Raw genomic sequence first — 25,414 nt, forward strand, 5'->3', positions numbered from 1 at the left:
TTTCTTTTTGAGCATAAAAAAAAGACTGTCTCACTTTTGAGACAGCCTCTTTTTTTGACAATATGAAAAAAATAATATGCATCTTTTTATATTTTTGTTTTTGCATTTCCAATGGACAAGTAAAAAGATTTATTTACGAATATGAGTTTATTCCGGATTCTATAAAGTCCAAAAATATTTCAAAGGAGATTATGTTTTTGGATATAATTGATAACAAATCTGAGTTTTATGGTTATCAGAAATTTCAAATAGATTCAACTATTATTGCCGATGCTAAAAAAGGTTTGTTTAGCATGCCTCCAAATAGAGAATTTGTCGATTATAGAATAAAAAAAAATATTACTTCTAATGAAATAAATTTAATTACTGGTTCACATCTTTATGAAATTTCAGATAGAAGAAGGCAAGAATGGAGAATATCTAATGAAACCGATAAAGTGCTGGGATATTCTGTACAAAAGGCAGAATTGGATTTTGCTGGTAGAAAATGGGTTGCTTGGTTTTCGAAAGATATACCGATTCAAGACGGTCCATATAAATTTCATGGATTACCAGGATTGATTTTAAAAATGCAGGATTCAACAAAAAGCCATAATTTTATTATTAAAGGAATATTTTCATTAAGTGAAAATGAAATGATATATCCCCAACGGGATAATGATAAAATTATTAAGGTTAATGAAATAGAATATAAAAAACTATATACTGAATACAGAAATGATCCTGTAAAAAATTTAAGAGGAAGGATGCCTGATCAAACTGATGAAAATGGTAATTTTATCAGTGGAGAACAAGCTCTACGAAGAAGTGAAGCTGCTTTTAAAAAAAGGCTAAATGCTGATAATAATGTTATTGAATTAGACTTATTAAAAAAAAAGTTTCAAATATTTATTAATCATTAAAATATTCCCAGATCACCTTTGCTTTGGTTTTTCCTAAAATTTCTTCCAAAGTTTCCAGATTAGATTCTTTGATCCTTTTTACAGATTTCAGTTTTGATAAAAGCAGTTCAATTGTTTTTTCACCAACACCAGGAATTTCTTCCAGCTCGGTTTTGATCGTAGAATTTTTTCTTCTCGTTCTATGATGCCTTACCCCGAAACGGTGCGCTTCATCCCGTACCTGCTGCAGGATTTTAAGGGTCTCTGATTTTTTATCAAGATATAACGGGATAGGATCTTCAGGGAAGAAGATCTCTTCCAGCCTTTTTGCAATTCCCACGATAGTAATTTTTCCGTACAGGTCTAATAGCTTTAAGCTTTTCACAGCAGAAGACAGCTGTCCTTTTCCACCATCGATCAGGATGAGCTGCGGAAGACTTTCTTCTTCGTCCAACATTCTTTTATAGCGTCTGTAAATGACTTCTTCCATGGTAGCAAAATCGTTAGGCCCTTCTACGGTTTTGGGATGGAAAATCCTGTAATCTGCTTTGCTTGGCTTTCCGTTTTTAAAAACCACACAGGCGGAAACCGGATTGGTGCCCTGGATATTCGAATTGTCGAAACCTTCAATATGTCTCGGTTCTACAGGCATTCTCAGAAGTTTCTGCATCTCTGCCATAATCCGGGTGGTATGTCTCTCCGGGTCAACAATCTGTACCTGTTTTAATTTTTCCAGACGGTATTCTTTTGCATTTTTTTCGGAAAGCTCAACAATCCGTTTTTTATCCCCGACTTTAGGAACAATCAGCTTTACATTTGGAATTTCCACAGATAAGTGGAAAGGAAGCAGCACTTCTTTTGAGTCGGAACCGAATTTCCGGCGGATTTCGATCAAAGCTTCTTCCATAATATCCTCATCTGTTTCTTCAAGGATCTTTTTGATTTCCGTAGTAAAGCTCTGGATGATATTTCCATTTCTTATTTTAAAGAAATTTATATAAGCTGCGGTTTCATCGCTTGTCATTCCGAAAACATCCACATCATCAATATTCGGGTTCACTACTGTATTTTTAGTCTGATAATCCTCCAGGAGATCCAGTCTTTCCTTGATGATCTGTGCATTTTCAAACTGAAGGTTGGAAGCATGTTTCATCATCTGGGCAACCAGATAATCTTTGGCTTTCCGGAAATCTCCTTTGATGATTCCGCGGATGGCATCTATTTTTTCATCATATTCTTCCTTACTTTCGAGGTCTTCACAAGGCCCTTCGCAGTTTTTAATATGATATTCCAGACAGACTTTATATTTTCCCTCAGCAATTTTCTGGGGAGATAAATTAAGATTACAGGTTCTGAGTTTATAGATATGTTTAATTGTATCTAACAAGATCTTGGCAGGACGTACCTTTGCATAAGGTCCGTAATATTCTGAGCCGTCTTTGATCTTGTTTCTGGTCAGGAAGATTCTTGGGAAATCCTCATTTTTAATGCAGATCCATGGGTAGGTTTTATCATCCTTAAGCATCACATTATAAAAAGGCTGATGCTCTTTGATCAGGTTGTTTTCCAGTAACAGGGCGTCATATTCGCTGTTTACAATGGTGGTTTCCAACCGCTGGATTTTCCCGACCATTATTTTGATCCTGTATCCCGACAGGTTTTTATTAAAATAGGAAAGAACCCTTTTCTTCAGGTTTTTAGCCTTTCCCACATACAGCAACTGTTCGTTTTTATCATAGTAACGATAGACGCCAGGTTCTGAAGGTAAAGTTTTGAGCTGTAATTCTAAAGAAGGATTCATAAAACAAAATTACGGAATCCTTCTGTGATTTAAAAGAATAAAAAAGCCGTAGAATTTTCTACAGCTTTATCGTCTATCTGATGTATTTTATCCGTTGCTCATTTCGGTGTATTGCTGGATCAGAAAGCTGAAATAATCCCATTCTGCAGATTTTTTGGGATACTTTTTCATAAACTCTGCATTGTCCCCGAAAAGAAAATCATAATTGTCTTCAAAGTCATCTTTGTGAAGCCACATCACTTTATCGCCTTTTTTTACGTAATAAGATTTAATAATGCCACCACCAAGCTGAGGTGATCCCATTACTGAAAATCCAGTTGTTTCTTTAGCTCTCGGATCATGGTAGACAGAAATAATTTCACTGAATTCAGGGTTGATCAGCTGCATTAAAAACTCTTTGTCATCTTTCTTGTTCTTCAGGGAAACAGTCTGGTTTACGAAATGAATACGTCCGTTTGTCGTGTTCTTATTCAGGCTTTTTGTTCCGAAATTTCTGATATTCCCCATATATTTTGCCACTTTTGCAATTTTTTCCGCATTGCTCGGGTATACATACATTTCACTGATCTCATCTGCATTGAAAACCATATTTTTCTTCGAGATGCTGTCTTTGATAGAAACTTCATAGATCTGCCCTTTTTTAGTTTCAATCCTATTACAGAAACCTTTCTGGGAAGTTCCATCTTTTAGGATCACGGTAGATGTTTTTTTTGGAGACGGAGTATTGAACCCTTCATTGAAGAGATACATTTCCATTTTTTTGATTTGTTCTTTAGGGTATTTTACTTTGTCCTGGGCAAAAGATGCCGTACTTACAAAGCATAATGTAAGAAGTAAAGTTTTGAATTTCATGGGTTGTTATTTTTTATCGGGCGTAAAAATAATAAAATAAAATGCTTGCTGATAAAATTAATTGGGTATAAAAATTAGTTTTTGCAATTATGGTTAAATGTGTAATTTTAAGAAAATTTTTAGAATGATATACGGTGTAGATGTTTTCAGCTTCCATGATGTTTTGGAGATCTGTAAAAAAACAAATAAAGCTAAGCTTAATAAAGCGGCAAAAGATCAGATTTTAAAATCCCAGAAAAATGTTCAGAAAATTGTAGAGTCAGATCAATGTGTATATGGTATTAATACAGGTTTCGGTCCGCTTTGTGATACTAAGATCTCTGCTGATGAAACGGCTCAGTTGCAATATAACTTGATTATCTCTCATGCAGTAGGGGTAGGAAAACCAATTGATAAGCAGCTTTCAAAAATCATGATGATTGCTAAAGTTCATGCCTTATCAAAAGGATTCTCAGGGGTTTCCCTGGAAGTTATTGAGAGAATGATCCTGATGCTTGAGAAAGATATTATTCCTGTAGTTCCTGAGCAGGGCTCTGTGGGAGCATCCGGTGATCTTGCCCCGCTGGCTCATCTGGTACTGCCCCTTTTAGGACTGGGACAGGTTTGGGAAGGAGATCAGGTTTCAGAAACGCCGGAAGTATTGCAGAAACATGATCTTGAACCATTAGCTTTAGGCCCTAAGGAAGGTTTGGGATTAATTAACGGGACCCAGTTTATCCTGGCCCATGCGATCAAAGGGCTGGAAAAATTTGAATATTTATTAGATCTGGCAGATATGACTGCCGCGATGAGTCTTGAAGCATACAGAGGCTCTCAAAGCCCGTTCAAAAAAGAGCTTCATGAGATCAGACCGTTTGAAGGGAGCAAAAAAGTAGCAGCAAGAATGCTGAAGTTCCTGAAAAATTCCGAAAACATGAAAGCCCATGAAGACTGTGAAAGAGTACAGGATCCTTATTCCATGAGATGTGTTCCGCAGGTTCACGGAGCGAGCAGAAATGCTTTTGAGCATCTTAAGGCAATGGCTGAAACGGAATTGAATTCTGTGACAGATAATCCTATAGTTTTAAGCGCCGAAGAATCTATCTCCGGAGGAAATTTTCACGGGCAGTTAATGGCTTTACCGTTAGATTATGCAACACTGGCGGCGGCAGAGCTGGGAAACATTTCAGACAGAAGAAGCTATCTGCTGTTAGAAGGTAAATACGGACTTCCAAGATTACTGACGGAAAGCTCAGGACTGAATTCAGGATTTATGATTCCGCAATATACGTCTGCAGCCTTGGTGACGGAAAACAAAACATTATGCTTCCCGGCTTCTGCGGATTCAATTCCGACAAGTTTAGGGCAGGAAGATCATGTTTCTATGGGAAGTATTTCGGGAAGGAAATTCAACCAGGTTCTTGGAAATTTAGTGAATATTTTAGCTGTGGAACTGATGTTTGCTGCACAGGGACTGGAGTTCAGGAGACCTGCAAAATGTTCAAAAATAATCGAAGAGAATTTTGCCATTCTCCGCTCTAAAGTAACCAAGCTCGAAGATGACCGGTTGATAGGAAAAGATATGCTGGCTATCGCAGAACTGATTAATGAAAGACAATTTATTGTGAATTAATCTCACATATAAATAATTTAAAAAGCTTCCTTTTTTAGGAAGTTTTTTTGTTAAAAGGTACCTGTATTATTTCAATTTTAAATCATTAAGTGCCCTTCAATTTTTAAATATTCCCTTATATTTACTATAAAAAATAGGAATGATTATAAAAAGAGTAGACTCTACAGATAGGGATTTTCAGGATCTTGTAAAACTTCTTGATGCAGATTTAGCCGTTCGTGACGGGGAGGACCATGCTTTTTACCATCAGTTCAACGGGATAGATCTGCTTAAAAACTGTGTAGTGGTATATCAGGAAAATAAGGCTGTGGCCTGTGGAGCCTTCAAACCGTTTTCTGAAGATACTGTGGAAATTAAAAGAATGTACACTGATCCTGAAAGCAGGGGAAAAGGATTAGCTTCAAAGAGTTTAAGTGAATTAGAAATCTGGGCTAAAGAACAAGGCTATAAAAGATGTATTTTGGAAACAGGCATTAAACAGCCGGAAGCAATTGCATTGTATGAAAAACAGGGTTACAGAAAAACGCCTAATTATGGTCAATATATTGGGATAGAAAACAGTGTTTGTTTTGAAAAGTTAATACAATTTTGATTTTAAAAGGTATTGCCTTTTTTTCGATATAAAACTGTAAGTGCTCATATTCAGTGAAGTAAATTAATATTCTTATAATACTAAATTCATTTTTTTCGGATTCTGTTTCACGTTAAAGTGTTATAATTGTAATACCAAATCAAAATTATAATATTATGAGAAAAAATGTATTTTACTTTTTACTCCTGTTTTTTGCTGTCATTTCGTGTAACAGGGAAGGTATTCAAAACGAAGCAGCAGACATCGAAGTGAATCAGAGAGATCCTTTAACAGTCAGGGAAATCAATGCCGGAATCAATCAGTCTATCAAAACCAGAGGATCTTTTAAATGGAGCCAATCGACGGATCATTTTCTCTGGAGTGCTATTTTCCGGGGAAATAAAGTAGCTTCTATCGGTTTCGGAACATCAGAAAAAGATTTTGACCGCAGCCTCTCTCCGGATAACGGGAAAATCCAGAATGAAATTCTTTCCATTATCCAACAATATGAAGGCAAGGAAAAAGGAAGGATTTTATTGGGTGCAGACCAATATCTCAACCAGATTGATGTGAATATTGAAAAACAGGAAACAATCGTTGCCTTGCGCCGTCTGAAAACATTACGCTATCTGGAGCCTGCAGATTATCAGTATTTCAAAAATGAAGGGGCTTTAAATACCGGAGGAGCAGCTAAATCAAGCAGCAGTGGCTCTTCAGGATGCGGATTTGATTCTGAAGCTTTAAGCTCTGCAGATTATACTACCGTATCACCTAATGCAAAAGCTCCATGGTCTTTCTATAAACATAATATTACCAATGCCTGGAACTACAGTACCGGAGCCGGAATTACCATCGGCTTGATCGATACTGGAGTTTCGCCGGAACAGACTTTATTGGGAAGCAGTTTTAATAATGGGGCTTCATCAGGAAGAACGATTAGTAAAGTCGGAGTGCATGTAGATTCTGTATGGCCGTGGAGTACGGGTTTCGACGGACCAAACGATCAATGTGGACACGGAACAAGCATGGCTTCTACTATGGCAGCACCAAGGAATAATCAGGGATTGCCGGTTGGAGTTGCCTATAATGCCAATCTGATTGCATACCGTGCTGCTACAAATGTTGTATTGGATGGCTATCATGAACAAAACGGAGTGAAAATAGCTTTTACCGAGCTTGCTAACAATACTGCTGTGAAAATTATTTCCATGTCGATGGGCCACATTTTTTCAGTAGGAAAAATTGAAGATGGTGTACGGTATGCTTATTCTAAAGGAAAATTGATTTTCTGCGCAGGTGGAACCTCTACAAGCTTTACCAATTTTGCAGGTGTTATTTTTCCTGCATGGATGCCTGAAACACAGGCTATAACAGGAGTGAAAGAAGGTACTTCAAACCAGAAATGTGATGTCTGCCATTCGGGAGGTGAAATAGATTTTACCTACCAGATGGAAAAAGCTTCAGGAAACTCAGTTCCGGTCCTGAGTTATTATAACGGACAAACCAAATATGTAGGCGGCTCTTCTGTAGCTACTGCATCTACAGCAGGGATTGCAGCTTTAGTATGGTCTAAAAATCCTTCATGGACAAGAGACCAGGTACTCAATAAAATGAGACAGTCGGCCAGTTATTACCCAAATCCTGATGCCAATTACGGATATGGAAATATTAATGTCTTAAATGCTGTTCAATAGAAAAATATCAAAAAATTATTTAAAAGACGGTAATAGCTTAAAGAGGAAATCTCATCAGTCTCCCAACTGATAATCCAGGGGAAGCATATTCTTAATTTTATTTTTTGTGAAATCCCCCTTCATTGATGAGCAGGTCCGGGTTTGAGATATTACCGTCTTTAGAAAATTCAAAAGGGATATGAAATGATTTTACCTTTTCAATACTGTTTATTTTAGTTAAAATTATTTTCAATGTTATATTCAGCACCCTGGAAATATCGGTTATAAAAGTTTTGTAATGACCTTTTTGAAAAACAAGATTGGGTTTAACCTATCCTTACGCTGGTCATACTTAAAGATCCGGCTATGAGCTCATCATTAAACAGACTAAGACTTTCAGATTTATCTTTTAATCCTAAGGTATAGAGTAAAGGCAGATAATGATCCGGAGTCGGAACGGCATACTGTAAGAATGTTCCCTGTTTCTGATAATCAATAATAGGCTGGAAATTGCCGTCAACGAGCCAGTTGTTTGTTTTCTCACGGGCTTCAATGGCCCAGTCCCATCCGGCACCAACTGTGTTGATATTTCTCCAGTCGATCAATCTTAAATTATGCACAATATTTCCGCTTCCGATAATTAAAATACCTTTTTCACGGAGCTTATTTAATTTTGCAGCTAATTCATAATGATATTGCGGAGGCTTTGTATAGTCAATACTCAATTGAATCACAGGGATATCAGCATCAGGATACATATGTTTGATTACTGACCATGCTCCATGATCCAAACCCCAGTTGTGGTCTTCTTCCACCGGTACCGGCACCAAAAGTTCTGCCGTTTCCCTGGCAAGCTCAGGGCTTCCGGGAGCAGGATACTGCACGTCAAATAATGCTTTTGGAAATCCTCCGAAATCATGGATGGTTCTCGGCATATCCATTGCAGTAACAAAAGTTCCCTGTGTATACCAGTGAGCGGAGATGCACAGAATAGCATTCGGTTTTGGAATTTCTGTAGCTGCTTTTCTGAATCCCTGTACAAATTGATTTTCTTCAATAGCATTCATCGGCGAACCATGTCCCAGAAACAGGACAGGCATTCTTTGGGTATTTTGAAAATGGTTACTGATATTTTGTAGATCGTTGAGGTTCATAATGTAATGATTAAAAAAGAAAAAGGTTCAAGGTTTTTAGAAAAATCCCTGAACCCTCCGATATGTTTAAATGAAAACTATGCTTGTTTTACAAACTGTAATTCTCCGCCTAATTTTACATCATCACTTACCATTACACCACCTGCTTCAAGAGCGGCATTCCAGTTCAACCCGAAATCTTTTCTGTTGATTTTTCCTTCAAAAGAGAAACCTGCTTTAGTATTTCCCCATGGGTCAACATTGATTCCGTTAAAATCTACATCAAGAGTTACAGGCTTTGTAATTCCGTTGATCGTAAGATTTCCGGTCACTGTTCCGTTTAATGCAACAGATTCGAAGGTAATCGTAGGATTTTGTTCAGCATTGAAAAATTCAGCAGACTTTAAATGATTATCTCTGTCGGTATTATGAGTGGAGATAGAATCAGTCTGAATGGTAGCTGTAGTTCTAGCATTAGCAAAAGTATCATCATCAGCTTCGATTTCTGCATTGAAGTTAGTAAAATTTCCTTTAATGTTAGAAATCATCATGTGTTTTACTTTAAAAGTAATTTCACTATGTGCCGGGTCTAAATTCCATTTTGTTGCCATTGTATTTTGTATTTTGTTTGTTATTAATGATGCAAATTTAGGGCAAGACATAGGTATGAATCATTGATTTAGGATAAGAAATGAGACTAAATATTGGATGTCAGTTACATGTGTCTTCAACTGTAAACTGTCAATCAAAATCTGATATTAAGTTAAGAAAATACACAATATCATTGTATGAGTGTTTTTATTTTAACATTTATTAACGATTGGGTTTTATTTCTTATTTTTGATGGATTCAATTTTATACAATGAAATTACATAAATTATCTTTATTGATGGTAGTTTTGGGTGGATCTGTTTTTGCCCAGACCCAAAAATTTACGATGGCGGAGGCTGTAAATGGCTTAAGAACCAATTTAGCAGTAAAAAATATTACTCAGTTTTCATGGTCTGCAGATGGTAAATCTTATATCCAGGGAGTAAAAGGAGGCTATATGATCACAGATCTGAAAACCAATAAGCAGGATACTTTAATTTCTTTAAGCCAGCTGAACAAGCATATTTCTGATAAAAAATTGGACGTCTTCCCACAGATGAAATTCATCAGCAGCTCTCAAGCTTATTTTAATGCGAATGATCATCTGTTCTGGGTAGAAAAATCCGGGAACGATTGGAGAATAAAGAATTCAGCTGCATTGGAAGAAAACAGCTCTAATATAAAAGTTTTCGGTGACAACCAGACTTTAGCCTATACGGTAAAAAATAATTTATACATCAGTAAAGACGGGAAATCTGTAGCAGTAACGAATGATTCAGATGAAAATATCATCAACGGACAAGCCGTTCATAGAAATGAGTTCGGAATAGATACCGGGATCTTCCCTTCTCCGGATTCTGAAAATGTAGCTTTCTACAGAATGGATCAGACGATGGTTGCCAATTATCCGGTAATTGACTGGTCTGTAACACCTGCTGTAAATCACAATATCAAATATCCGATGGCTGGACAGACCTCTCATGAAGTTACTTTGGGTGTCTATAATATTAAAAACCAATCAACGGTTTTCTTAAAAACTGAAGGTGAAAAAGATCAGTATTTGACGGCGGTTACCTGGAGCCCGGATTCCAAATATATTTTTGTAGGTGTTTTAAACAGAGGACAGAATCATTTAAAAATGAATCAGTATGATGCAGCAACAGGAAATCTTGTGAAAACTTTATTTGAAGAAACAGATAGTAAATATGTAGAACCTCAGCATCCCTTGGTGTTTTTCCCGAATTCTACGACTGATTTTATCTGGCAGAGCCAGAGAACAGGATACAACCATCTGTTCCATTACAATCTTGAAAAAGGATTAATTTCCCAGATTACAAAAGGAGACTGGCTGGTGACTGATATTCTGGGATTCAACGAAAAGAAAAAAGAAATTTATTTCGCTTCGACCAAAGAAACTCCTTTGGAAAGACATTTATATAAAATCAACTGGACAAATTTCAAGATGCAGCGACTGGACGATGCTGAAGGTATGCACTCGGGAATTCTGAGCAATGACGGGAATTATGTGTATGATATGTACAGTAATGCCAATACACCAAGAGTAGCGAATATCATCAACACCAATACATTAAAAGATGACAATATCCTGACCGCTGAAAATCCGTTAAAAAATTATCAGCGGCCCGAAATTAAAAATGTAAACCTGAAAGCCGATGACGGAACTCCATTATATGGGAAGATCATCCTTCCGACGAATTTTGATCCAGACAAAAAATATCCGGTTATTGTTTACTTATATAATGGTCCGCACCTGCAATTGGTCACCAATACTTTCCCTGCTTCCGGAAACCTTTGGTATGAGTATATGACCCAAAACGGATATATTATTTTTACAATGGACGGAAGAGGTTCTTCCAACCGTGGAATGAAATTCGAACAGGCTGTTTTCAGAAACCTGGGAACAACCGAGATGAACGACCAGATGAAAGGAGTGGATTATTTAAAATCCCTTCCCTATGTAGATGCGGAAAAAATGGGTATTCACGGATGGAGCTTTGGTGGGTTTATGACAACAAGTTTCATGCTTCGTCATCCTGAAGTATTTAAAGTAGGTGTTGCAGGAGGTCCTGTAATCGACTGGAAAATGTACGAAATTATGTACGGGGAAAGATATATGGATACCCCTCAGGAAAATCCGCAGGGTTATGCCACTGCCAATTTATTGGATAAAGTACAGAATTTAAAAGGAAAATTATTAATGATCCATGGAGCACAGGATGATGTGGTAGTTTGGCAGCATTCAGTAAAATTCATTAAATCCGCAGTAGATAACGGAGTTCAGTTAGACTATTTTGTTTATCCGGGGCATCCGCACAATGTAATCGGTAAAGACAGGGTACACCTGATGCAGAAAATCACCGATTACTTTGACCAGAATCTGAAGAAATAATCTTCATAAAATAGCTACATACCATTCCCCGTTCTGAAAACAGCATATGGTGTGAATTGTAAGGAACAGGGATTGGCGTTTTTACGAGATCCGTTCTTATCATTCATCAATGCTTTTGATAAATGATTGTCCTAATTTTGTTTCATATAAAATCAATAATATGGAATTAGGAATTGGAATGTTCGGTGATCTGGCTTTCGATCAGGTAACCGGAAAATATAAAGATGCGGGAGTTAAGATCCGTGAAATTCTTGAACAGGTAAAACTGATGGATGAGGTGGGAATTGATGTTTTTGCAATGGGAGAGCATCACCGCCCGGATTATGCAGTTTCATCTCCGGAAATGGTATTGGCCGCAGCTGCGAGTATTACAAAAAATATAAAACTGGCAAGTGGAGTTACCGTTTTAAGTTCTTCAGAGCCTGTAAAAGTATACGAAGACTTTTCAACACTGGATCTTATTTCAGACGGAAGAGCTGAAATATTTGTAGGCCGCGGAAGCTTCATTGAATCATTTCCGCTATACGGATATTCTTTGAATGACTACGAGCAGCTTTTTGATGAAAAATTAGAATTATTACTGAAAATAAATTCAGAAGAAAATGTTTCCTGGTCAGGACAGCTTCGGGCACCAATGCAGAATCAGACCGTCTATCCGAGAGCAAAAAATGGTGGGAAACTGGCCATTTGGAGAGCCGTTGGGGGAACTCCGCAATCCGTTTTAAGTGCGGCAAAGCTGGGAATGCCTTTAGTGGTTGCCATTATTGGTGGAATGCCCGTTCAGTTTAAAAATTTAATAGAATTCTACAAACAGGAATATCAGAAAGCGGGACATGACATGTCTGAAATGCAGATCGCAATTCATTCCCATACTTTTGTAAGTGATAATCCTGAAGTGATTGACGGATATTTCCACAATTATAAATCACAGATGGACAGAATCGGGGCTTCCAGAGGCTGGGCTCCTTACACCAAAATGCAATATGAAGGCGGAAGAGGTAAAGACGGAGCATTATTTATCGGGAACCCACAGGAAGTGACTGAGAAAATTGCATATATGAAGGAAATTTTCGGGATTACAAGATTTATCGGTCATATGGATGTCGGAGATCCTTCTCATGATATTATGATGAAATCAATTGAACTGTTCGGTGAAAAAGTGAAACCAACCATTCAAACATTGTAAAATTAAGCTCTTTTGAAATTTTTCAGAGGAGTTTTTATATAAGAGGAGCCACGAAGTGGCGACTTAATAAAGGGGCGGGATGAAAGTCCTGCCCTGAACAAATGAAAAGAGGAGTTTAAATTATTACTTCTTTATTCTTACTTTTACAAAATTATGCAACAACCATCCAAAGACCCTTTACACGGAAAAAGGCTTGATGCTATTCTTGAAGAATTAGTAGAATATTATCAGGGCTTTGAGAAGCTGGGAGAACAGATCAATATCAAATGTTTTACAGATAATCCCAGCATCAGTTCCTCTCTGAAGTTCTTGCGGAAAACACCCTGGGCAAGAACCAAAGTGGAGAGTTTGTATCTTTTTGTACAGAGAGAAATAAAACGAAACGAAACAAGGCGCGGAAATGGAGTATAGAATTTATTTCAGTTCCTCTAATTAATATATTCCGCTCTGCCAATCATTTCAAAATAGTATATTTGTGCCATTAATCGTGAAGAACATCGCGAAAAAAAGAAAATAATATGACAATTGAAAGCAATCATGTTGTAGCAGTAAGTTACATCCTTCACACAATCGAAGAAGATGGAAGTAAGATTCTTGTAGAAGAAACAACAGCCGAAAATCCACTTACATTTTTATATGGTGTGGGAATGATGATACCAAAGTTTGAACAAAATATCTTAGGCTTAAAAGCTGGTGATAAAGCAGCTTTTACCATCCAGCCTGAAGAAGCTTATGGTGAAAAACACCCGGATTCTATTGTGCAATTGCCGGTTGATATGTTTAAAGAATCAGGGCTCCCGCCTGTAGGTGCTATTTTGCCTTTAACTGATAATCAGGGGAATAACTTTCAGGCATTTGTGGTAGAAATAACGTCTGACGCTGTGGTGGCAGATCTTAGCCATCCAATGGCAGGGAAAGTTTTAGATTTCCAGGTGGAAATTTTAAATACACGCCCTGCGACAGAAGAGGAATTGGCACATGGTCATGCTCACGGAATTGACGGAACTGATGCTCATTAAAAAAACATAAACGTCTGATTTTTCAGACGTTTTTTTATGAAATAAATTTTAATCTAAAAATTCCCCTGAAACATAGTACCATCTCTCATGCATTTTCTGGAATATGGAAAATTCATGGTGAATTAGAGGATTTCCATCCTGATCGGTATAATACGCTTTAAATTCAACCTGGTTCAAAGCCGGAATCCTGATAATTTCCAGTTTTGTCCATTGATTGATTTCTCCCCACTCCTGAAGGTCTTTTTTATGATGAAGTTTCCGCTTTCCGGGGTGCGTGGTTTCCATTAAATAGTCCCCGTTTGGGATGGCAAATGCAGAAAACCGTGAGCGCATTAAAGCTTCAGCTGTCGGTGCATGTTTTTCCCCTGTGTGATAAGGTTTACAGCATTCTTCATAAGGTTTTCCGGAGCAGCAGGGGCAGTTCATTTCTTGAATTTTTAAACCACAAAAGTCGTAAAAGTTTTTGAAAAGTTTTTGTTTAAGCTGAAGTTTTTATATTAAAGGTCAAACAAGAGGAAAATCAAGATATTATTTGTTGGCCGCAAAGACGCAGGTTATGAGTTGATGCATTACATTTTTAAGATGCGGGGCTTTGTCTTCAATAAATTGATAAAGTTAATGTTTGCTGAAAATTTTTGATTTTCTTGAGCCTTATTAATATATTCCTTAGAAAACTCTGCGCCTTTGCGATTAACAAAATTTAAATGTTTAAACAATCGGGTTATTTGTGAACTCCCTTAATGACATTGTGTTGAAGTCAAAAAAAGAAAGCATTCAGTCGAATGCTTTCCTGTATGGTTTACTTAATAAAACCTCTGTTTCTTAATAAAGGCTTAATATCCGGATCGTGCCCCGTAAAGTCTCTGAACGCCTGGCTCAGATCTACAGAATTTCCTACAGACAGAATATATTTTCTGAAACGATCTCCGTTTTCTCTTGTCAATCCGCCATTCTTTGAGATCCATTCCCAAGCGTCATTATCCAACGTTTCTGACCATAAATAAGCATAGTATCCTGCAGAATATCCGCCACCCCAGATATGGGCAAAATAAGGAGTATGATATCTCGGTGGAACTGTTGCCAGGGTAAAGCCATGTTTTGCCAAAGATTGTTTTTCGAATTCTAAAACAGGAACCAGCTGACTTTCATTGGTCACTGTATGCCAGTCCATATCAAGCTCTGCAGCAGAAACCAATTCAGTTGTCATATATCCCTGATTAAAAGTTCCCGCTTTTTTAATTTTATCTACTAAAGCTTGTGGAATAGGTTGTTTCGTTTCATAATGAAGCGCATAATTTTTCAGAATTACCGGATCTAAAGCCCAGTGCTCATTGATTTGAGAAGGGAATTCCACAAAATCTCTCGGAACGTTGGTTCCGGAAAGAGAAGGGTATTTCTGGCTTGCAAACATTCCGTGGATAGAATGCCCGAATTCGTGGAACATAGTAGAAACATCATCATAGCTGATTAAAGAAGGTTTTCCCGGAGCTGGTTTCTGATAGTTGAAACAGTTGACAATAACCGGTTTTGTTCCTAATAAATAAGACTGTTCTACAAAATTACTCATCCATGCACCACCGTTTTTAGAATCCCTTGTATAAAAATCAAGATAATAAATAGCAATAGATTTTCCATCATGATCAAAAACTTCATATGCCACTACATCCGGATGATACGTTGGCAGATCGGTTCTCTTTTTAAAAGTGATCCCGTAGAATTTTTCAGCAGCATAGAAAACACCTTTTTCCAGAACGGTTGTTACTTCAAAATACGGTTTGATCTGGTTTTCATCCAAATCAAATTTAGCTTTTCTTACCTGTTCCGCAAAGAAATTCCAGTCCCATGGTTCTACTTTGAAACCTCCTTTCTGCTGGTCAATCAGATCCTGGATATCTTTTGCTTCCTGTCTTGCTGTTTCTACAGCTGGCGTTGCAATCTGATTCATTAATTGGGTTGCAGCTTCAGGTTTTTTTGCCATCTGATCCTGCAGCTTCCATTCAGCAAAGCTTCTCTTACCCAGAACCTGGGCTTTTTTAAGCCTTAATTTTGCCAGTTTTTCAATCGTTTCTCTTGTATCATTTCCATCGCCTTTTTCAGCTCTAAGCCATGAAGCTTTGAATAGTTTTTCTCTGGTTGCCCTGTTTTTAAGGTTTTGCAGTAAAGGCTGTTGTGTTGTATTTTGTAAAGCTAAAAGATATTGTCCCGCTTTTCCGGCATTTTTAGCGTCTGTAGCAGCCGCTTCGATCTCATCGGCAGAAAGCCCGTCTAATTCTTTTGCATCGGTAAAGAAAACGCCACCCTGTTTTCTCGCTTCCAATAATTTGTTTGAATACTGCGTAGAAAGTGAAGCCAGCTCCTGGTTAATCTGCTTTAATTTTTCTTTATCAGCTGCAGACAGGTTAGCCCCTGCAATTTCAAAGTTTTGCTTGTAAAACTGTAATAACCTTTTGCTTTCAGAATCCAGACCTTTTTCAGTAATGGATTTAATTCTTTTATAAAGATTTTCGTTAAGGTACATTTTATCAGAATGAGCTGCGAAAATCGGAGCATACTCTTCATCCAGTGCCTGTAAAGTAGGATTGGTGTTGGCACTTGTTAAATTTGAAAATACAATGGTGGCTCTTTTCAGAATTTCACCACTTTTTTCAAGTGCAACGATTGTATTTTCGAAAGTAGGAGCTTCGGGATTATCAGCGATTTTTAAGATTTCAGCATCATGTTGTTTTAAGCCGAAATCAAAAGCCGGTTTGAAGTGTTCATTTTTAATTTTATCAAACTCCGGAGCTTCATATTGAAGCTTGCTTTTTTTCATGAAAGGATTTGATGAGAGGGAAGCATCAGGTGAAGGAGCTTCCGTGTTTGTATCGGTTTTTTTCATTGTAGTACAGGATTGATTAAGTGCTAATGCAGAAATTAATAATACCGATGTAATATTTTTCATAAATTAGTTGTTATTAAAGTATAAAGATATTAAAACTTAAATTATAAAAATAAATAAACATGAAACCAACAAGTCTTTTTATTCTTTCAGCAGTGGCAGTATTGTCTTCATGCAACGAGAGACACGACAGAAGAAATAGCGGAAACAATAGGAACAACGACAACAGCGAAAATAGTGGTTGGGTAGAAAAGGTAACGAATAAAGACCACGGCCCGGTAAGGGAAAAGGAGTTTAAAGGTAACTTTGACGAAATAGAAATTTCCCAGGCTATTGATGCTGAAATTATAAAATCCGAAACAGAAAGGGTTGTTATTTCAGCTCCTGAAAATATTATCGATGATATTTTGGTGGATAACTACGGCGGAAAATTGCATATTCATTACAAATCAGGAATCAGAGTAATGAATAATGGCCATGTAAGCGCCAAAATTTACACTAAAGATTTTACTAAGCTTATTGCCAATTCTGCTGCAAAAATTACGGTAAAAGATAAATTCACACAGGAAAGAACAGACGTGGAAATTTCCAGTGCAGCAAGTATTTCCGGGGATATTGAAGCCAATAATTTAGATATTTCTGCAGACAGCAGCAGCAGCTTTAATGGAAAAGTATGGGCGGTTGATCTGGATATTGATGCTTCTTCAGCAGCAAGTATTGATGTTTCCGGTAAAGCTAAAAATGCAGATATTACTTCTTCTTCAGCAAGCAGTATTTCAGCTAAAGATGTATTGGCAGAGAATGTAAATGCTGAGGCTTCAAGTGGAGCAAGTGTACAGATCAGTGCCATTGCAAAAGTAGATGCACAGGCTTCTTCCGGTGGAAGTATTAACGTTTACAAAAAAGGAAATATCAGTGTAAATAAGCAGGAAAGCAGTGGTGGTAGCGTAAGCATCCAATAAAATCAATGGTCGGTATCCTCATCTTCTTCATCTGCGGATGAGGAGCCTTCCCAATCTTTATTATCAAAATTGAGATTGTCATAAGCCAATAATTCCTCCTCACGCTGGAGGATTTCTTTTGTAGTAAACAGAAGAAGTTCATCTTCATCTTCCTTGATTTTGGCCAGTTTCCTGATAGAAGCTTTATCAATCGCCATAAATCTCTGCCCAAGCCGTCTTGCTGCATATTTCCTCATTCCGGTTTCATGAAGTACATCAACGGCCATATCCACGGCAGTTCCTAGGGTTTCACGGTAAATATTATCAATGCCGTTGTTAAGATAATTATAAGCGTCGATCCTGTTTTTTGCCCGTACGAAGATTTTCACGCTAGGATAATGCTCACGTACAAGATCTGCAATAAATTTGTTGTCATCGGAATCATCAAGACAAAGTACCAGTATCTCAGCATCTTCAATGCCGGCAGCTCTTAAAATGGGAATTCTTGTAGCATCACCATAATAGACCTTAAAACCATAGCTTCTTAATAATTTAACCCTGTCGGAATCCCTGTCCAAAACGGTGGCCGAAATTTTATTGGCTTTCAACAGACGCCCGACAGTACTCCCGAAGTGCCCAAACCCTACAATAATGATCTTTTTCTGGCTCACATCGCTGTCGAGGATATTAAAATCATGCTCGCCTTCCGGGACTTCCTTAATGAATTTAGGGGTAATAAGTTTATCATTAATAATAAGCAGGAACGGAGTGATACACATGGTAATTGCGGTCACAGCCATCATCTGGGCATTCAGTTCAGGACTTAAAAGGTAAAGGTCTGAAGCGTAATTAAATAATACAAAAGCAAATTCTCCAACCTGCGAAAGTGCGAAAGCATAAAACAGGCTTTGAGGAGTATCAATTTTGAAAAATTTCCCGATCGCGTATAAAACAAAAAACTTGACCAGTAAAACGGCAAGCACGGTACTGAAAATAAAAAGCGGGTCCTGCTGAATAATATTAAAATTCATGGTGGAGCCGACACTTACAAAGAAAACGGCAAGCAGCAAGCCTTTAAAAGGATCAATCTGTGCTTCCAGCTCGTGACGGAATTCACTGTTGGCAAGCATGACTCCGGCGAGAAATGCTCCCAAAGCGGGAGATAGTCCGATTGCAACCATCAGCTCAGAAACACCAATGACCAGGAATAGAGAAGAAGCAGTCAGCAATTCTGTCATTCCTGATTTTGATACATATCTTAAAAAAGGAACAAAAACATACCTGCCGAGCAAAATAAGAACAACCACTCCGAAAATTACAGTTCCGGCCTGCAGCCATTGCGGAAGTTTCTGAATTAATATCTGTATTTCATTATCCTGATGCCTGGCTTTATAATTGGCAATTACAGGTAAGATTGCGAGAATCGGGATCACTGCAATATCCTGGAACAAAAGAGTAGAAAATGAAGCTTCTCCGGCGGTTGTTTTCAGGTTGTTCTTTTCCTGGAGGGTCTGCAAAACGATTGCAGTGGAAGAGAGGGCAAAACACATGGCTATGGCAAAAGCCTTATCAATTCTCCATCCGACACTGATAAAGGCCAGAAATAACAATGATATGGTAAGCAGCATCTGCGTTAGTCCGAGCCCTACAATTTTTTTTCGCATTTCCCAGAATTTCCGGGGCTCCAGTTCGAGGCCCACTAAAAATAAAAGCATGATGACCCCAAATTCGCTGGCATGCATGATATCATTAACATTTTTTCCGGTAAGTTTTAAAACATACGGACCGATAATAATTCCTCCGGCAATATATCCGATAACGGAACTTAACCCGAATTTCCTTGCCAACGGAACCATAATAATGGCCACGCCCAGGAAAATCAGTGTGTTCATTGCTAAAGATGATTCCATATTTATTGATTCAGGAGTTCCGTAAATTCTTTTTTATGTAAAATGATCTCTTTTTTCGTCAGTTTATTGGCCTCATAAACGATTTTGATATGTTTGATATTGGCTTTGAAGACATTCAGCGAAACAATTAATCCACTGATAAGCTCTTCGACAGTATACTTATAAGTTCCTGTTTTGCTGAAAGACCTTTCTTTTCCGCCTGTGGTTACCAGGATATACACTTCTTTTCCTTCCAGTGGATTATGTTCTCCTTCTGTCAGCCAGTTCCGGTCAAAAACTTCATCAATCCATAGTCTTAACAGCGGAGGCATTCCAAACCAGATGATAGGAAACTGGAAAATAAAACGGTCATAACTTTTTAAACGTTTCCGTTCCCGGAAGGCAGCGATATGGAAATCCGGATAATCTTCATAAAGGTCACGAAGGGTGAAGTGCTGGTGGCGAACATAAAAATTAATGAGCTCTACATTTGAGTTGGAGTGCTCTAAATAAGGATGCGCAAAAACTACCAATGTCTTCTTCATGAACCTGTTTTTAGTAAATTTATTAAAAAATTAATGAATAAACGATATTTTTTAGAAGGTTTTGTTAATTTTTCGGTATCAAAATTAAAACTTAATGTTAAGATAAATCAAAGAAACAGTCTTATTTTAGAATTTTAAATAAAAAAATCGGCCTTTAAGACCGATTGTATTTTGATATTTTTAATTACCATCCTCCGGAGGCACCACCACCGCCGAAACTTCCGCCACCTCCGAAGCCTCCAAATCCGCCGCCGCCAGAGCTTCCACCTCCGAAACCTCCACCTCCGAAGCTTCCCGGGAAAGGAAAGAAACCACCGGGATAATTTCTACGGCCTCTTCTGGTGATAATCACATCATCGTCATCATTATTTCCGCCACCGCCACCTCTGTTACTGAATAAAATAATAAGGATAATGAAGATCACAAATGCAATGATCACAATTTTGGATATGCTTCCGCCACCGGATTCTTCATTGGCCAATGGCTTAAACTTCCCTTGTACAGCCTCCATAATCGCAGAGGTACCGCGGTTGATGCCTTCGTACCAAAGTCCTTGCTTAAAATTTGGAGTAACAATATAATCAAGGATCTGTCCTGCAACAGATGCTGTTAGGTATTGCTCTACAGCTCTTCCCTGTTGAATTGACATGGTTTTGTCTTCAGTTGCAATCAGGAACACAACACCGTTGTCAACTCCTTTTTTTCCGATTCCCCATTTCTGCCCGAACATCGTTGCCAGAAAATTCACATCCTCACCTTTGGTAGAAGGGATAATGACCACTTCAATTTCCGTTGAGGTAGAATCTGCAAACTTGATAAGCTTTTGGTTGAGGTCGTTTTTTTCCTGTTGTGAAAGAAGGTTGGCCTCATCATAAACGGGGTATAAAACAGCAGGCTTATCGGGAATTGTATATTGTGCCGATACGAGACTGTAAAAGCAGAATAAAAGGGATGAAAATACTATTTTAAGAGAACGTAATTTCATTGGAAAGCTGGTTGGGATTTTCTCCCTTTACGGGAAAATATTTTTTAAGTTCAATGCCGGTTTCCAGAATTGCACTTTTCAATGCTTTAAAGTAATTTCCTTTGGCAAATTCAGACGTAATATAATCGTGCAGATGATCCCAAAAGGATTGATATACTTTTTCGTGAATGCCTACATCTCCAATAATGGTAAGGTATTTCTGCTCAAAATTCACATGAAAAAGCACAGCATTCCTGTCGGCAGTATTATTCATACAAAGCTTTTTGAAAACTTCAAATGCGGTTTCTGCATTATGATTTTCTGTGGTAGAGTCGATATGTACTCTGATCTCGCCTGTAGAATGTTTTTCTGCCGCCTGAATAGCTTCCACAAGGGCGGCTATCTGCTGATTTGTCAGGAAATTGCTCATTATTCCGAGAATACTTCAGGAGCTTTATTGGCACCTGCTTCAGCTTTGAAGTAAGGTTTTTCTTTAAAGTTGGTAAAATTTGCCAGGATATTATTCGGGAAAGTTTTGATCGAAGTATTGTAATCCTGAGCGGCTTCGTTATAATAAACAGTTTCTGTTCTGATACTGTTTTCAATCGCCGTGTATTCTCTCTGGAAGTTGATGTATTGCTGATCTGCCTTTAAATTAGGATAAGATTCCACAACAGCCATTAATCTGCTCAAAGCACCGGATAATTCTCCCTGTGCAGCCTGGAATTTAGCAAGATCTGCTTCAGTCATATTCGTAGGATCAATATTGATCGATGTAGCTTTGGAACGGGCTTCAACTACTTTAGTTAACGTTTCCTGCTCGAATTTTGAATAGGACTTAACCGTTCTTTCAAGATTAGGAATCAAATTGGCTCTTTTCTGATAAACGGTTTCTATATTAGACCATTTCGTATTAACGGTTTGCTCTTTGGTAACGAATTTATTATATCCGCTTTTTCCCCAGAAGAATAAAACAGCAACAATAATAAGAAGAACAATGCCGATAGTTCCGGCACTCAGACAACCTTTATTTTTCATAGTTTATTTTTTTTAATTTTTTTGTGCTAATCAAATATACAAATTATGTACTAATTTTGTAAAAAATTATTTAATGACAACAATAGTGGTGGCAATGGGAGAGAAAAACGAAATTGGATTTAACAACCAGTTGCTCTGGCATCTTCCGAAAGATTTAAAGCATTTTAAAGATATTACCTCCGGGCATCCGGTTATCATGGGTAGAAAAACTTACGAAAGCATCGGAAAACCTCTTCCTAACCGTACCAATATTGTTGTTTCAAGAAAAAAAGACTGGTTTGAAGAAGGTATTTTAATTGTCGGAAGCATTAAAGAAGCTGTAAAATTTGCTAAAAAAATTGATGAGAACGTTTTTATTATAGGTGGTGGAAATATCTATGAGCAAACGATGAATGTCGTGGACAAGCTGGAAGTAACTTTAGTAAAAGCTGATCTGGAGGCCGATACTTTCTTTCCGAAGATTGACGGGAAAATCTGGAAAAAAACAGATGAGGTCTGTCATGAAAAAGATGAAAAGAATTCTTATGATTTCTGCTTTCAGACTTTTGAAAGAATTAAGGCTGAATAGTTGTGAAAATTCTGATTGGTAACCTCTAAATTCTTTATCTTTGCACTTCTAAATTTTAATAATGAACAAGTACATAAAAATTGTAATTGCAGCACTTCTGATCATTACCGGACTTTGGATGATGATTTTTACAAGAAACCTGGGCTGGGGAATCGTAGTTTTCCTTCTTGCATCACTGCCTGTTTTACTGTTCTTTAAAAATGAATATATTCTTTTGGCATTCTGGCAACTGAGAAAACAGAACATGGAAAAGGCAGCATCACATCTTGCCGGAATTACCAATTACCAGAGCCAGCTTCATAAATCGCAATATGGATATTTCCATTATCTGCAAGGTTTAACATTAGCCCAGGAGCATCCTACAAAAGTAGAGCCTTTAATGAGAAAAGCATTGGAATACGGATTGAATATGAAGCATGACCGGGCAATGGCCACCCTGAATCTTGCAGCAGCAGCGATTTCTAAAGGAAGAAAGCAGGAAGGGCAAAAACTCCTTGAAGAAGCAAAGAGGTTAGACAGCGCAGGAATGATGACCGATCAGATCAAAATGATGAAAGATCAGCTGAAGATGCCAACCATGCAAAAGCATATGCATAATCCTAATATGAGGCAGAGAGGAAAATTCTAATAAAAATAAAAAGGCTGAAATTTTTTTCAGCCTTTTTCTATATTTTTTGTTTACATTTCGGAAGAATGGTCGTGGCCGTAGAATTTTGGAATCTGCCAGTGATATTTTACGGCAAAAGTTCTGATTGCAACGATTAATAAGATCGTAAATATCTGAATAAAAGTATAGGAAAACGGTGCGTATTTTGTCATTAATAAAAAAGCCGATCCACCGACAATACATGCGGTAGCATAAATCTCTTTCCTGAAAATCAAAGGGATTCTGTTGAGCAGGATATCCCTTATTATTCCCCCGAAACAACCTGTAATAGTACCTAAGCCAATGCATATCAAGGGATGGATGTCGGCATTCAGTCCTTTCTGAACCCCGATAATTGTAAATAATCCCAATCCGAAACTATCAAAGATAAACAGGGTTACTTTAAAGTTTTTTTCCAGTGATTTGAAGATCATCGAAAAAATACTTGTGATCAGGATGACAGCACAGGTTAATAAATCATGCATCCAGAAAACGGGGATGTCAAGCAATAAATCCCGTACCGTTCCGCCTCCTACTGAAGTGACGAACGCAATAATGAGAACTCCGAAAGGATCAAGGCGTTTCTGCATGGCAGCAAAGCTTCCCGACATGGAGAAGGAAACGGTTCCAAGGACTTCTATGGCAAAATTGAACTGTTCGTGCATGTGATATGAATGATAAATGATGATTGATTGATCTCTAAACGAATTCTCTACTATTATATCATCTGTCAATCATCATTTGTTTATTATTTTTCCACTCTCACCGAATCCGGGACTAAAAGTTCGTATTCCCCGCCGTGGTTGATGATTTCTCTTACAATACTGCTGCTGATGAAAGATTTTCCTGAAGAGGTTAAAAGGAATACGGTTTCTAATTTTTTATGAGCCAGGGTTCTGTTGGTGTGGGCGATGGCCTTTTCAAATTCAAAATCGGCTGGATTTCTTAGTCCGCGGATGATGAACTGGGCGTTTTTTTCAAAACAGTAATCAACAGTAAGACCTTCAAAATAATCTACTTCTACATTGGGAAATTCGGCAACGGAATTCTGAATAAATTCCATTCTTTTTTCCAGGGGAAACATATATTTTTTCTGAGAATTCTGCCCGATTGCGATGATCAGTTTATCAAAAAGCGGAGCCGCTCTTTCTATAATATCGTAGTGACCTAATGTGATAGGATCAAATGATCCAGGGAAAACAGCTATTTTCATACTTACTTCGATTTTTTCGCTAAAGCTTTTTCAACTTCGTTCCCACAAAGGTCTGTAATGGAAATTCCATAATGTCTTGCCTGTTGGGGCAGAATACTGGCAGGGGAGAATCCTGGGTTGGTATTCATTTCCAGCATATAAGGAATACCATCCATTAAAATAAACTCACTGCGCGAAAAACCGCTCATTCCTAAAGAATCATAAGCTCTTTTTGCGATTTCTTCCACTCTTTTTGTAGTTTCATCGTCAATTCTTGCAGGGGTGATCTCTTCCGAAGCCCCTTCATATTTGGCTTCATAGTCGAAGAACTCATTTTGGGGAACAATTTCTGTGATTCCCAGAACGATGGTCTCACCTTTAAAATCAATCACTCCTACAGAAACTTCCATTCCGTCTAAGAAGCTTTCAATTAAAATTTCATTGTCTTCTTTGAAAGCCACTTCAGTTGCAGGGATTAATTCTGCTTTATCCTTCACTTTTGAAATGCCAAGCGAAGACCCGGACTGATTGGGTTTTACAAAAACGGGAAGCCCTAAATTAGCTATAATTTCATCTGCATTAATGCTTTCTCCCTTTCTCAGATAAACACTCTTTGCAGAAGGAATTCCATATTTTGATAATACAGCCAGTGTATCTTTTTTATTAAAGGTCAAAGCACTCTGGTAAAAATCACATCCCGTATAGGCTTGTCCTATGGCATCCCAATAGGCCTGCAAAATACCGTTTTCACCGGGAGTTCCGTGGATAATATTGAAGCACACGTCAAATTTTAGCGGCTTGTTATTATCTGAAGTCACTGAAAAATCTCCTTTGTTGATCCCGTGCTTTTTATCGTTTTCATCTAAAAAGTACCATTCGTCTTTAAGGACCACCACCTTATATACATTATAGAGATCTCTGTCTAAAGAATCATAAATTAATTGACCGCTTTTTAATGAGACCACATATTCGTCAGAATATCCTCCCATCACTACGGCAACACTTTTTTTGCTCATAACCATAT

At 37.7% G+C, this 25,414-nt stretch carries 25 protein-coding genes; 11 read left to right on the top strand and 14 right to left on the bottom strand.

Annotated features, from left to right (window positions below; genetic code table 11):
- The first annotated feature begins 62 nt into the window (after positions 1 to 62).
- Positions 63 to 902 (top strand): GLPGLI family protein, encoded by an 840-nt coding sequence (locus tag PMI13_RS12430; RefSeq protein WP_051957077.1) that lies wholly within the window; start codon positions 63 to 65, stop codon positions 900 to 902.
- On the opposite strand, the gene uvrC is transcribed toward PMI13_RS12430, so the two are convergent.
- Positions 892 to 2,682 carry an excinuclease ABC subunit UvrC gene (gene uvrC / locus PMI13_RS12435; RefSeq protein WP_007844185.1) on the bottom strand — a complete coding sequence of 597 codons (1,791 nt, stop codon included), beginning with the start codon at positions 2,680 to 2,682 and terminating at the stop codon, positions 892 to 894. The two genes, PMI13_RS12430 and uvrC, sit on opposite strands and share 11 nt — an antisense overlap.
- 87 nt (positions 2,683 to 2,769) lie before the next feature.
- Positions 2,770 to 3,534 (bottom strand): hypothetical protein, encoded by a 765-nt coding sequence (locus PMI13_RS12440; RefSeq protein ID WP_007844187.1) that lies wholly within the window; start codon positions 3,532 to 3,534, stop codon positions 2,770 to 2,772.
- A gap of 124 nt (positions 3,535 to 3,658) precedes the next feature.
- Between PMI13_RS12440 and hutH the strand changes: the two genes are divergently transcribed.
- From hutH to PMI13_RS12455, 3 genes are all read left to right on the top strand, one after another.
- Positions 3,659 to 5,146: a histidine ammonia-lyase gene (hutH, locus tag PMI13_RS12445; RefSeq protein ID WP_007844189.1), complete on the top strand. Its 1,488-nt coding sequence runs from the start codon at positions 3,659 to 3,661 to the stop codon at positions 5,144 to 5,146.
- A gap of 139 nt (positions 5,147 to 5,285) precedes the next feature.
- Positions 5,286 to 5,738: a GNAT family N-acetyltransferase gene (locus tag PMI13_RS12450; protein ID WP_007844191.1), complete on the top strand. Its 453-nt coding sequence runs from the start codon at positions 5,286 to 5,288 to the stop codon at positions 5,736 to 5,738.
- A gap of 155 nt (positions 5,739 to 5,893) precedes the next feature.
- Complete coding sequence (locus PMI13_RS12455; RefSeq protein ID WP_007844192.1) at positions 5,894 to 7,411, top strand: S8 family peptidase; 1,518 nt, start codon at positions 5,894 to 5,896, stop codon at positions 7,409 to 7,411.
- A gap of 305 nt (positions 7,412 to 7,716) precedes the next feature.
- Here the strand turns inward: PMI13_RS12455 and ygiD are convergent, their stop codons facing one another.
- On the bottom strand, positions 7,717 to 8,544 hold the full coding sequence (ygiD, locus tag PMI13_RS12460) for a 4,5-DOPA-extradiol-dioxygenase (protein ID WP_007844194.1): 828 nt from the start codon (positions 8,542 to 8,544) through the stop codon (positions 7,717 to 7,719).
- Between the two features lie 77 nt (positions 8,545 to 8,621).
- Positions 8,622 to 9,134, bottom strand: coding sequence for a YceI family protein (locus PMI13_RS12465; protein ID WP_007844195.1), 513 nt, complete (start codon positions 9,132 to 9,134; stop codon positions 8,622 to 8,624).
- 251 nt (positions 9,135 to 9,385) lie between these two features.
- On the opposite strand from PMI13_RS12465, the gene PMI13_RS12470 reads away from it, so the two are divergent.
- From PMI13_RS12470 to PMI13_RS12485, 4 genes are all read left to right on the top strand, one after another.
- Positions 9,386 to 11,524, top strand: coding sequence for a S9 family peptidase (locus PMI13_RS12470; protein WP_034670453.1), 2,139 nt, complete (start codon positions 9,386 to 9,388; stop codon positions 11,522 to 11,524).
- Between the two features lie 160 nt (positions 11,525 to 11,684).
- On the top strand, positions 11,685 to 12,710 hold the full coding sequence (locus PMI13_RS12475) for an LLM class flavin-dependent oxidoreductase (protein WP_007844197.1): 1,026 nt from the start codon (positions 11,685 to 11,687) through the stop codon (positions 12,708 to 12,710).
- Between the two features lie 153 nt (positions 12,711 to 12,863).
- Positions 12,864 to 13,121, top strand: coding sequence for a VF530 family protein (locus tag PMI13_RS12480; protein ID WP_007844198.1), 258 nt, complete (start codon positions 12,864 to 12,866; stop codon positions 13,119 to 13,121).
- 107 nt (positions 13,122 to 13,228) lie between these two features.
- Positions 13,229 to 13,729: an FKBP-type peptidyl-prolyl cis-trans isomerase gene (locus tag PMI13_RS12485; RefSeq protein WP_007844201.1), complete on the top strand. Its 501-nt coding sequence runs from the start codon at positions 13,229 to 13,231 to the stop codon at positions 13,727 to 13,729.
- 48 nt (positions 13,730 to 13,777) lie between these two features.
- Here PMI13_RS12485 and PMI13_RS12490 read toward each other — a convergent pair whose 3' ends face one another.
- Both PMI13_RS12490 and PMI13_RS12495 read right to left on the bottom strand, forming a co-directional pair.
- Positions 13,778 to 14,155 carry a YchJ family protein gene (locus PMI13_RS12490; RefSeq protein WP_007844202.1) on the bottom strand — a complete coding sequence of 126 codons (378 nt, stop codon included), beginning with the start codon at positions 14,153 to 14,155 and terminating at the stop codon, positions 13,778 to 13,780.
- A gap of 373 nt (positions 14,156 to 14,528) precedes the next feature.
- On the bottom strand, positions 14,529 to 16,670 hold the full coding sequence (locus PMI13_RS12495; RefSeq protein WP_007844203.1) for a M3 family metallopeptidase: 2,142 nt from the start codon (positions 16,668 to 16,670) through the stop codon (positions 14,529 to 14,531).
- A gap of 59 nt (positions 16,671 to 16,729) precedes the next feature.
- On the opposite strand from PMI13_RS12495, the gene PMI13_RS12500 reads away from it, so the two are divergent.
- Positions 16,730 to 17,569: a head GIN domain-containing protein gene (locus tag PMI13_RS12500; RefSeq protein ID WP_007844204.1), complete on the top strand. Its 840-nt coding sequence runs from the start codon at positions 16,730 to 16,732 to the stop codon at positions 17,567 to 17,569.
- 2 nt (positions 17,570 to 17,571) lie between these two features.
- Here PMI13_RS12500 and PMI13_RS12505 read toward each other — a convergent pair whose 3' ends face one another.
- The 5 genes from PMI13_RS12505 to PMI13_RS12525 all read right to left on the bottom strand — a co-directional run bounded on the left by PMI13_RS12505 (position 17,572) and on the right by PMI13_RS12525 (position 21,984).
- Positions 17,572 to 19,458 carry a monovalent cation:proton antiporter-2 (CPA2) family protein gene (locus tag PMI13_RS12505; protein WP_007844205.1) on the bottom strand — a complete coding sequence of 629 codons (1,887 nt, stop codon included), beginning with the start codon at positions 19,456 to 19,458 and terminating at the stop codon, positions 17,572 to 17,574.
- A 2-nt stretch (positions 19,459 to 19,460) separates the two neighbouring features.
- Positions 19,461 to 19,982, bottom strand: coding sequence for an NAD(P)H-dependent oxidoreductase (locus tag PMI13_RS12510; protein WP_007844206.1), 522 nt, complete (start codon positions 19,980 to 19,982; stop codon positions 19,461 to 19,463).
- A gap of 184 nt (positions 19,983 to 20,166) precedes the next feature.
- Positions 20,167 to 20,967, bottom strand: coding sequence for a TPM domain-containing protein (locus tag PMI13_RS12515; RefSeq protein ID WP_007844207.1), 801 nt, complete (start codon positions 20,965 to 20,967; stop codon positions 20,167 to 20,169).
- Positions 20,948 to 21,376 carry a TPM domain-containing protein gene (locus tag PMI13_RS12520; protein ID WP_007844209.1) on the bottom strand — a complete coding sequence of 143 codons (429 nt, stop codon included), beginning with the start codon at positions 21,374 to 21,376 and terminating at the stop codon, positions 20,948 to 20,950. The genes PMI13_RS12515 and PMI13_RS12520 overlap by 20 nt, the downstream gene beginning before the upstream one ends.
- Positions 21,376 to 21,984: a LemA family protein gene (locus PMI13_RS12525; protein ID WP_007844210.1), complete on the bottom strand. Its 609-nt coding sequence runs from the start codon at positions 21,982 to 21,984 to the stop codon at positions 21,376 to 21,378. Before PMI13_RS12525 ends, PMI13_RS12520 begins: the two co-directional genes overlap by 1 nt.
- A gap of 73 nt (positions 21,985 to 22,057) precedes the next feature.
- On the opposite strand from PMI13_RS12525, the gene PMI13_RS12530 reads away from it, so the two are divergent.
- Positions 22,058 to 22,552 carry a dihydrofolate reductase gene (locus PMI13_RS12530; RefSeq protein WP_007844211.1) on the top strand — a complete coding sequence of 165 codons (495 nt, stop codon included), beginning with the start codon at positions 22,058 to 22,060 and terminating at the stop codon, positions 22,550 to 22,552.
- A gap of 61 nt (positions 22,553 to 22,613) precedes the next feature.
- On the top strand, positions 22,614 to 23,180 hold the full coding sequence (locus PMI13_RS12535) for a tetratricopeptide repeat protein (protein ID WP_007844213.1): 567 nt from the start codon (positions 22,614 to 22,616) through the stop codon (positions 23,178 to 23,180).
- A gap of 50 nt (positions 23,181 to 23,230) precedes the next feature.
- Here the strand turns inward: PMI13_RS12535 and PMI13_RS12540 are convergent, their stop codons facing one another.
- The 3 genes from PMI13_RS12540 to PMI13_RS12550 form a co-directional block, all read right to left on the bottom strand.
- Positions 23,231 to 23,863 (bottom strand): trimeric intracellular cation channel family protein, encoded by a 633-nt coding sequence (locus PMI13_RS12540; protein ID WP_007844214.1) that lies wholly within the window; start codon positions 23,861 to 23,863, stop codon positions 23,231 to 23,233.
- An 83-nt stretch (positions 23,864 to 23,946) separates the two neighbouring features.
- Positions 23,947 to 24,411: a pantetheine-phosphate adenylyltransferase gene (gene coaD, locus PMI13_RS12545; protein WP_007844215.1), complete on the bottom strand. Its 465-nt coding sequence runs from the start codon at positions 24,409 to 24,411 to the stop codon at positions 23,947 to 23,949.
- Between the two features lie 2 nt (positions 24,412 to 24,413).
- On the bottom strand, positions 24,414 to 25,406 hold the full coding sequence (locus PMI13_RS12550) for a D-alanine--D-alanine ligase (RefSeq protein ID WP_034670457.1): 993 nt from the start codon (positions 25,404 to 25,406) through the stop codon (positions 24,414 to 24,416).
- Positions 25,407 to 25,414 lie beyond the last annotated feature (8 nt).

The organism is Chryseobacterium populi (assembly GCF_000282115.1).
Taxonomy (GTDB): Bacteria; Bacteroidota; Bacteroidia; order Flavobacteriales; family Weeksellaceae; genus Chryseobacterium; species Chryseobacterium populi.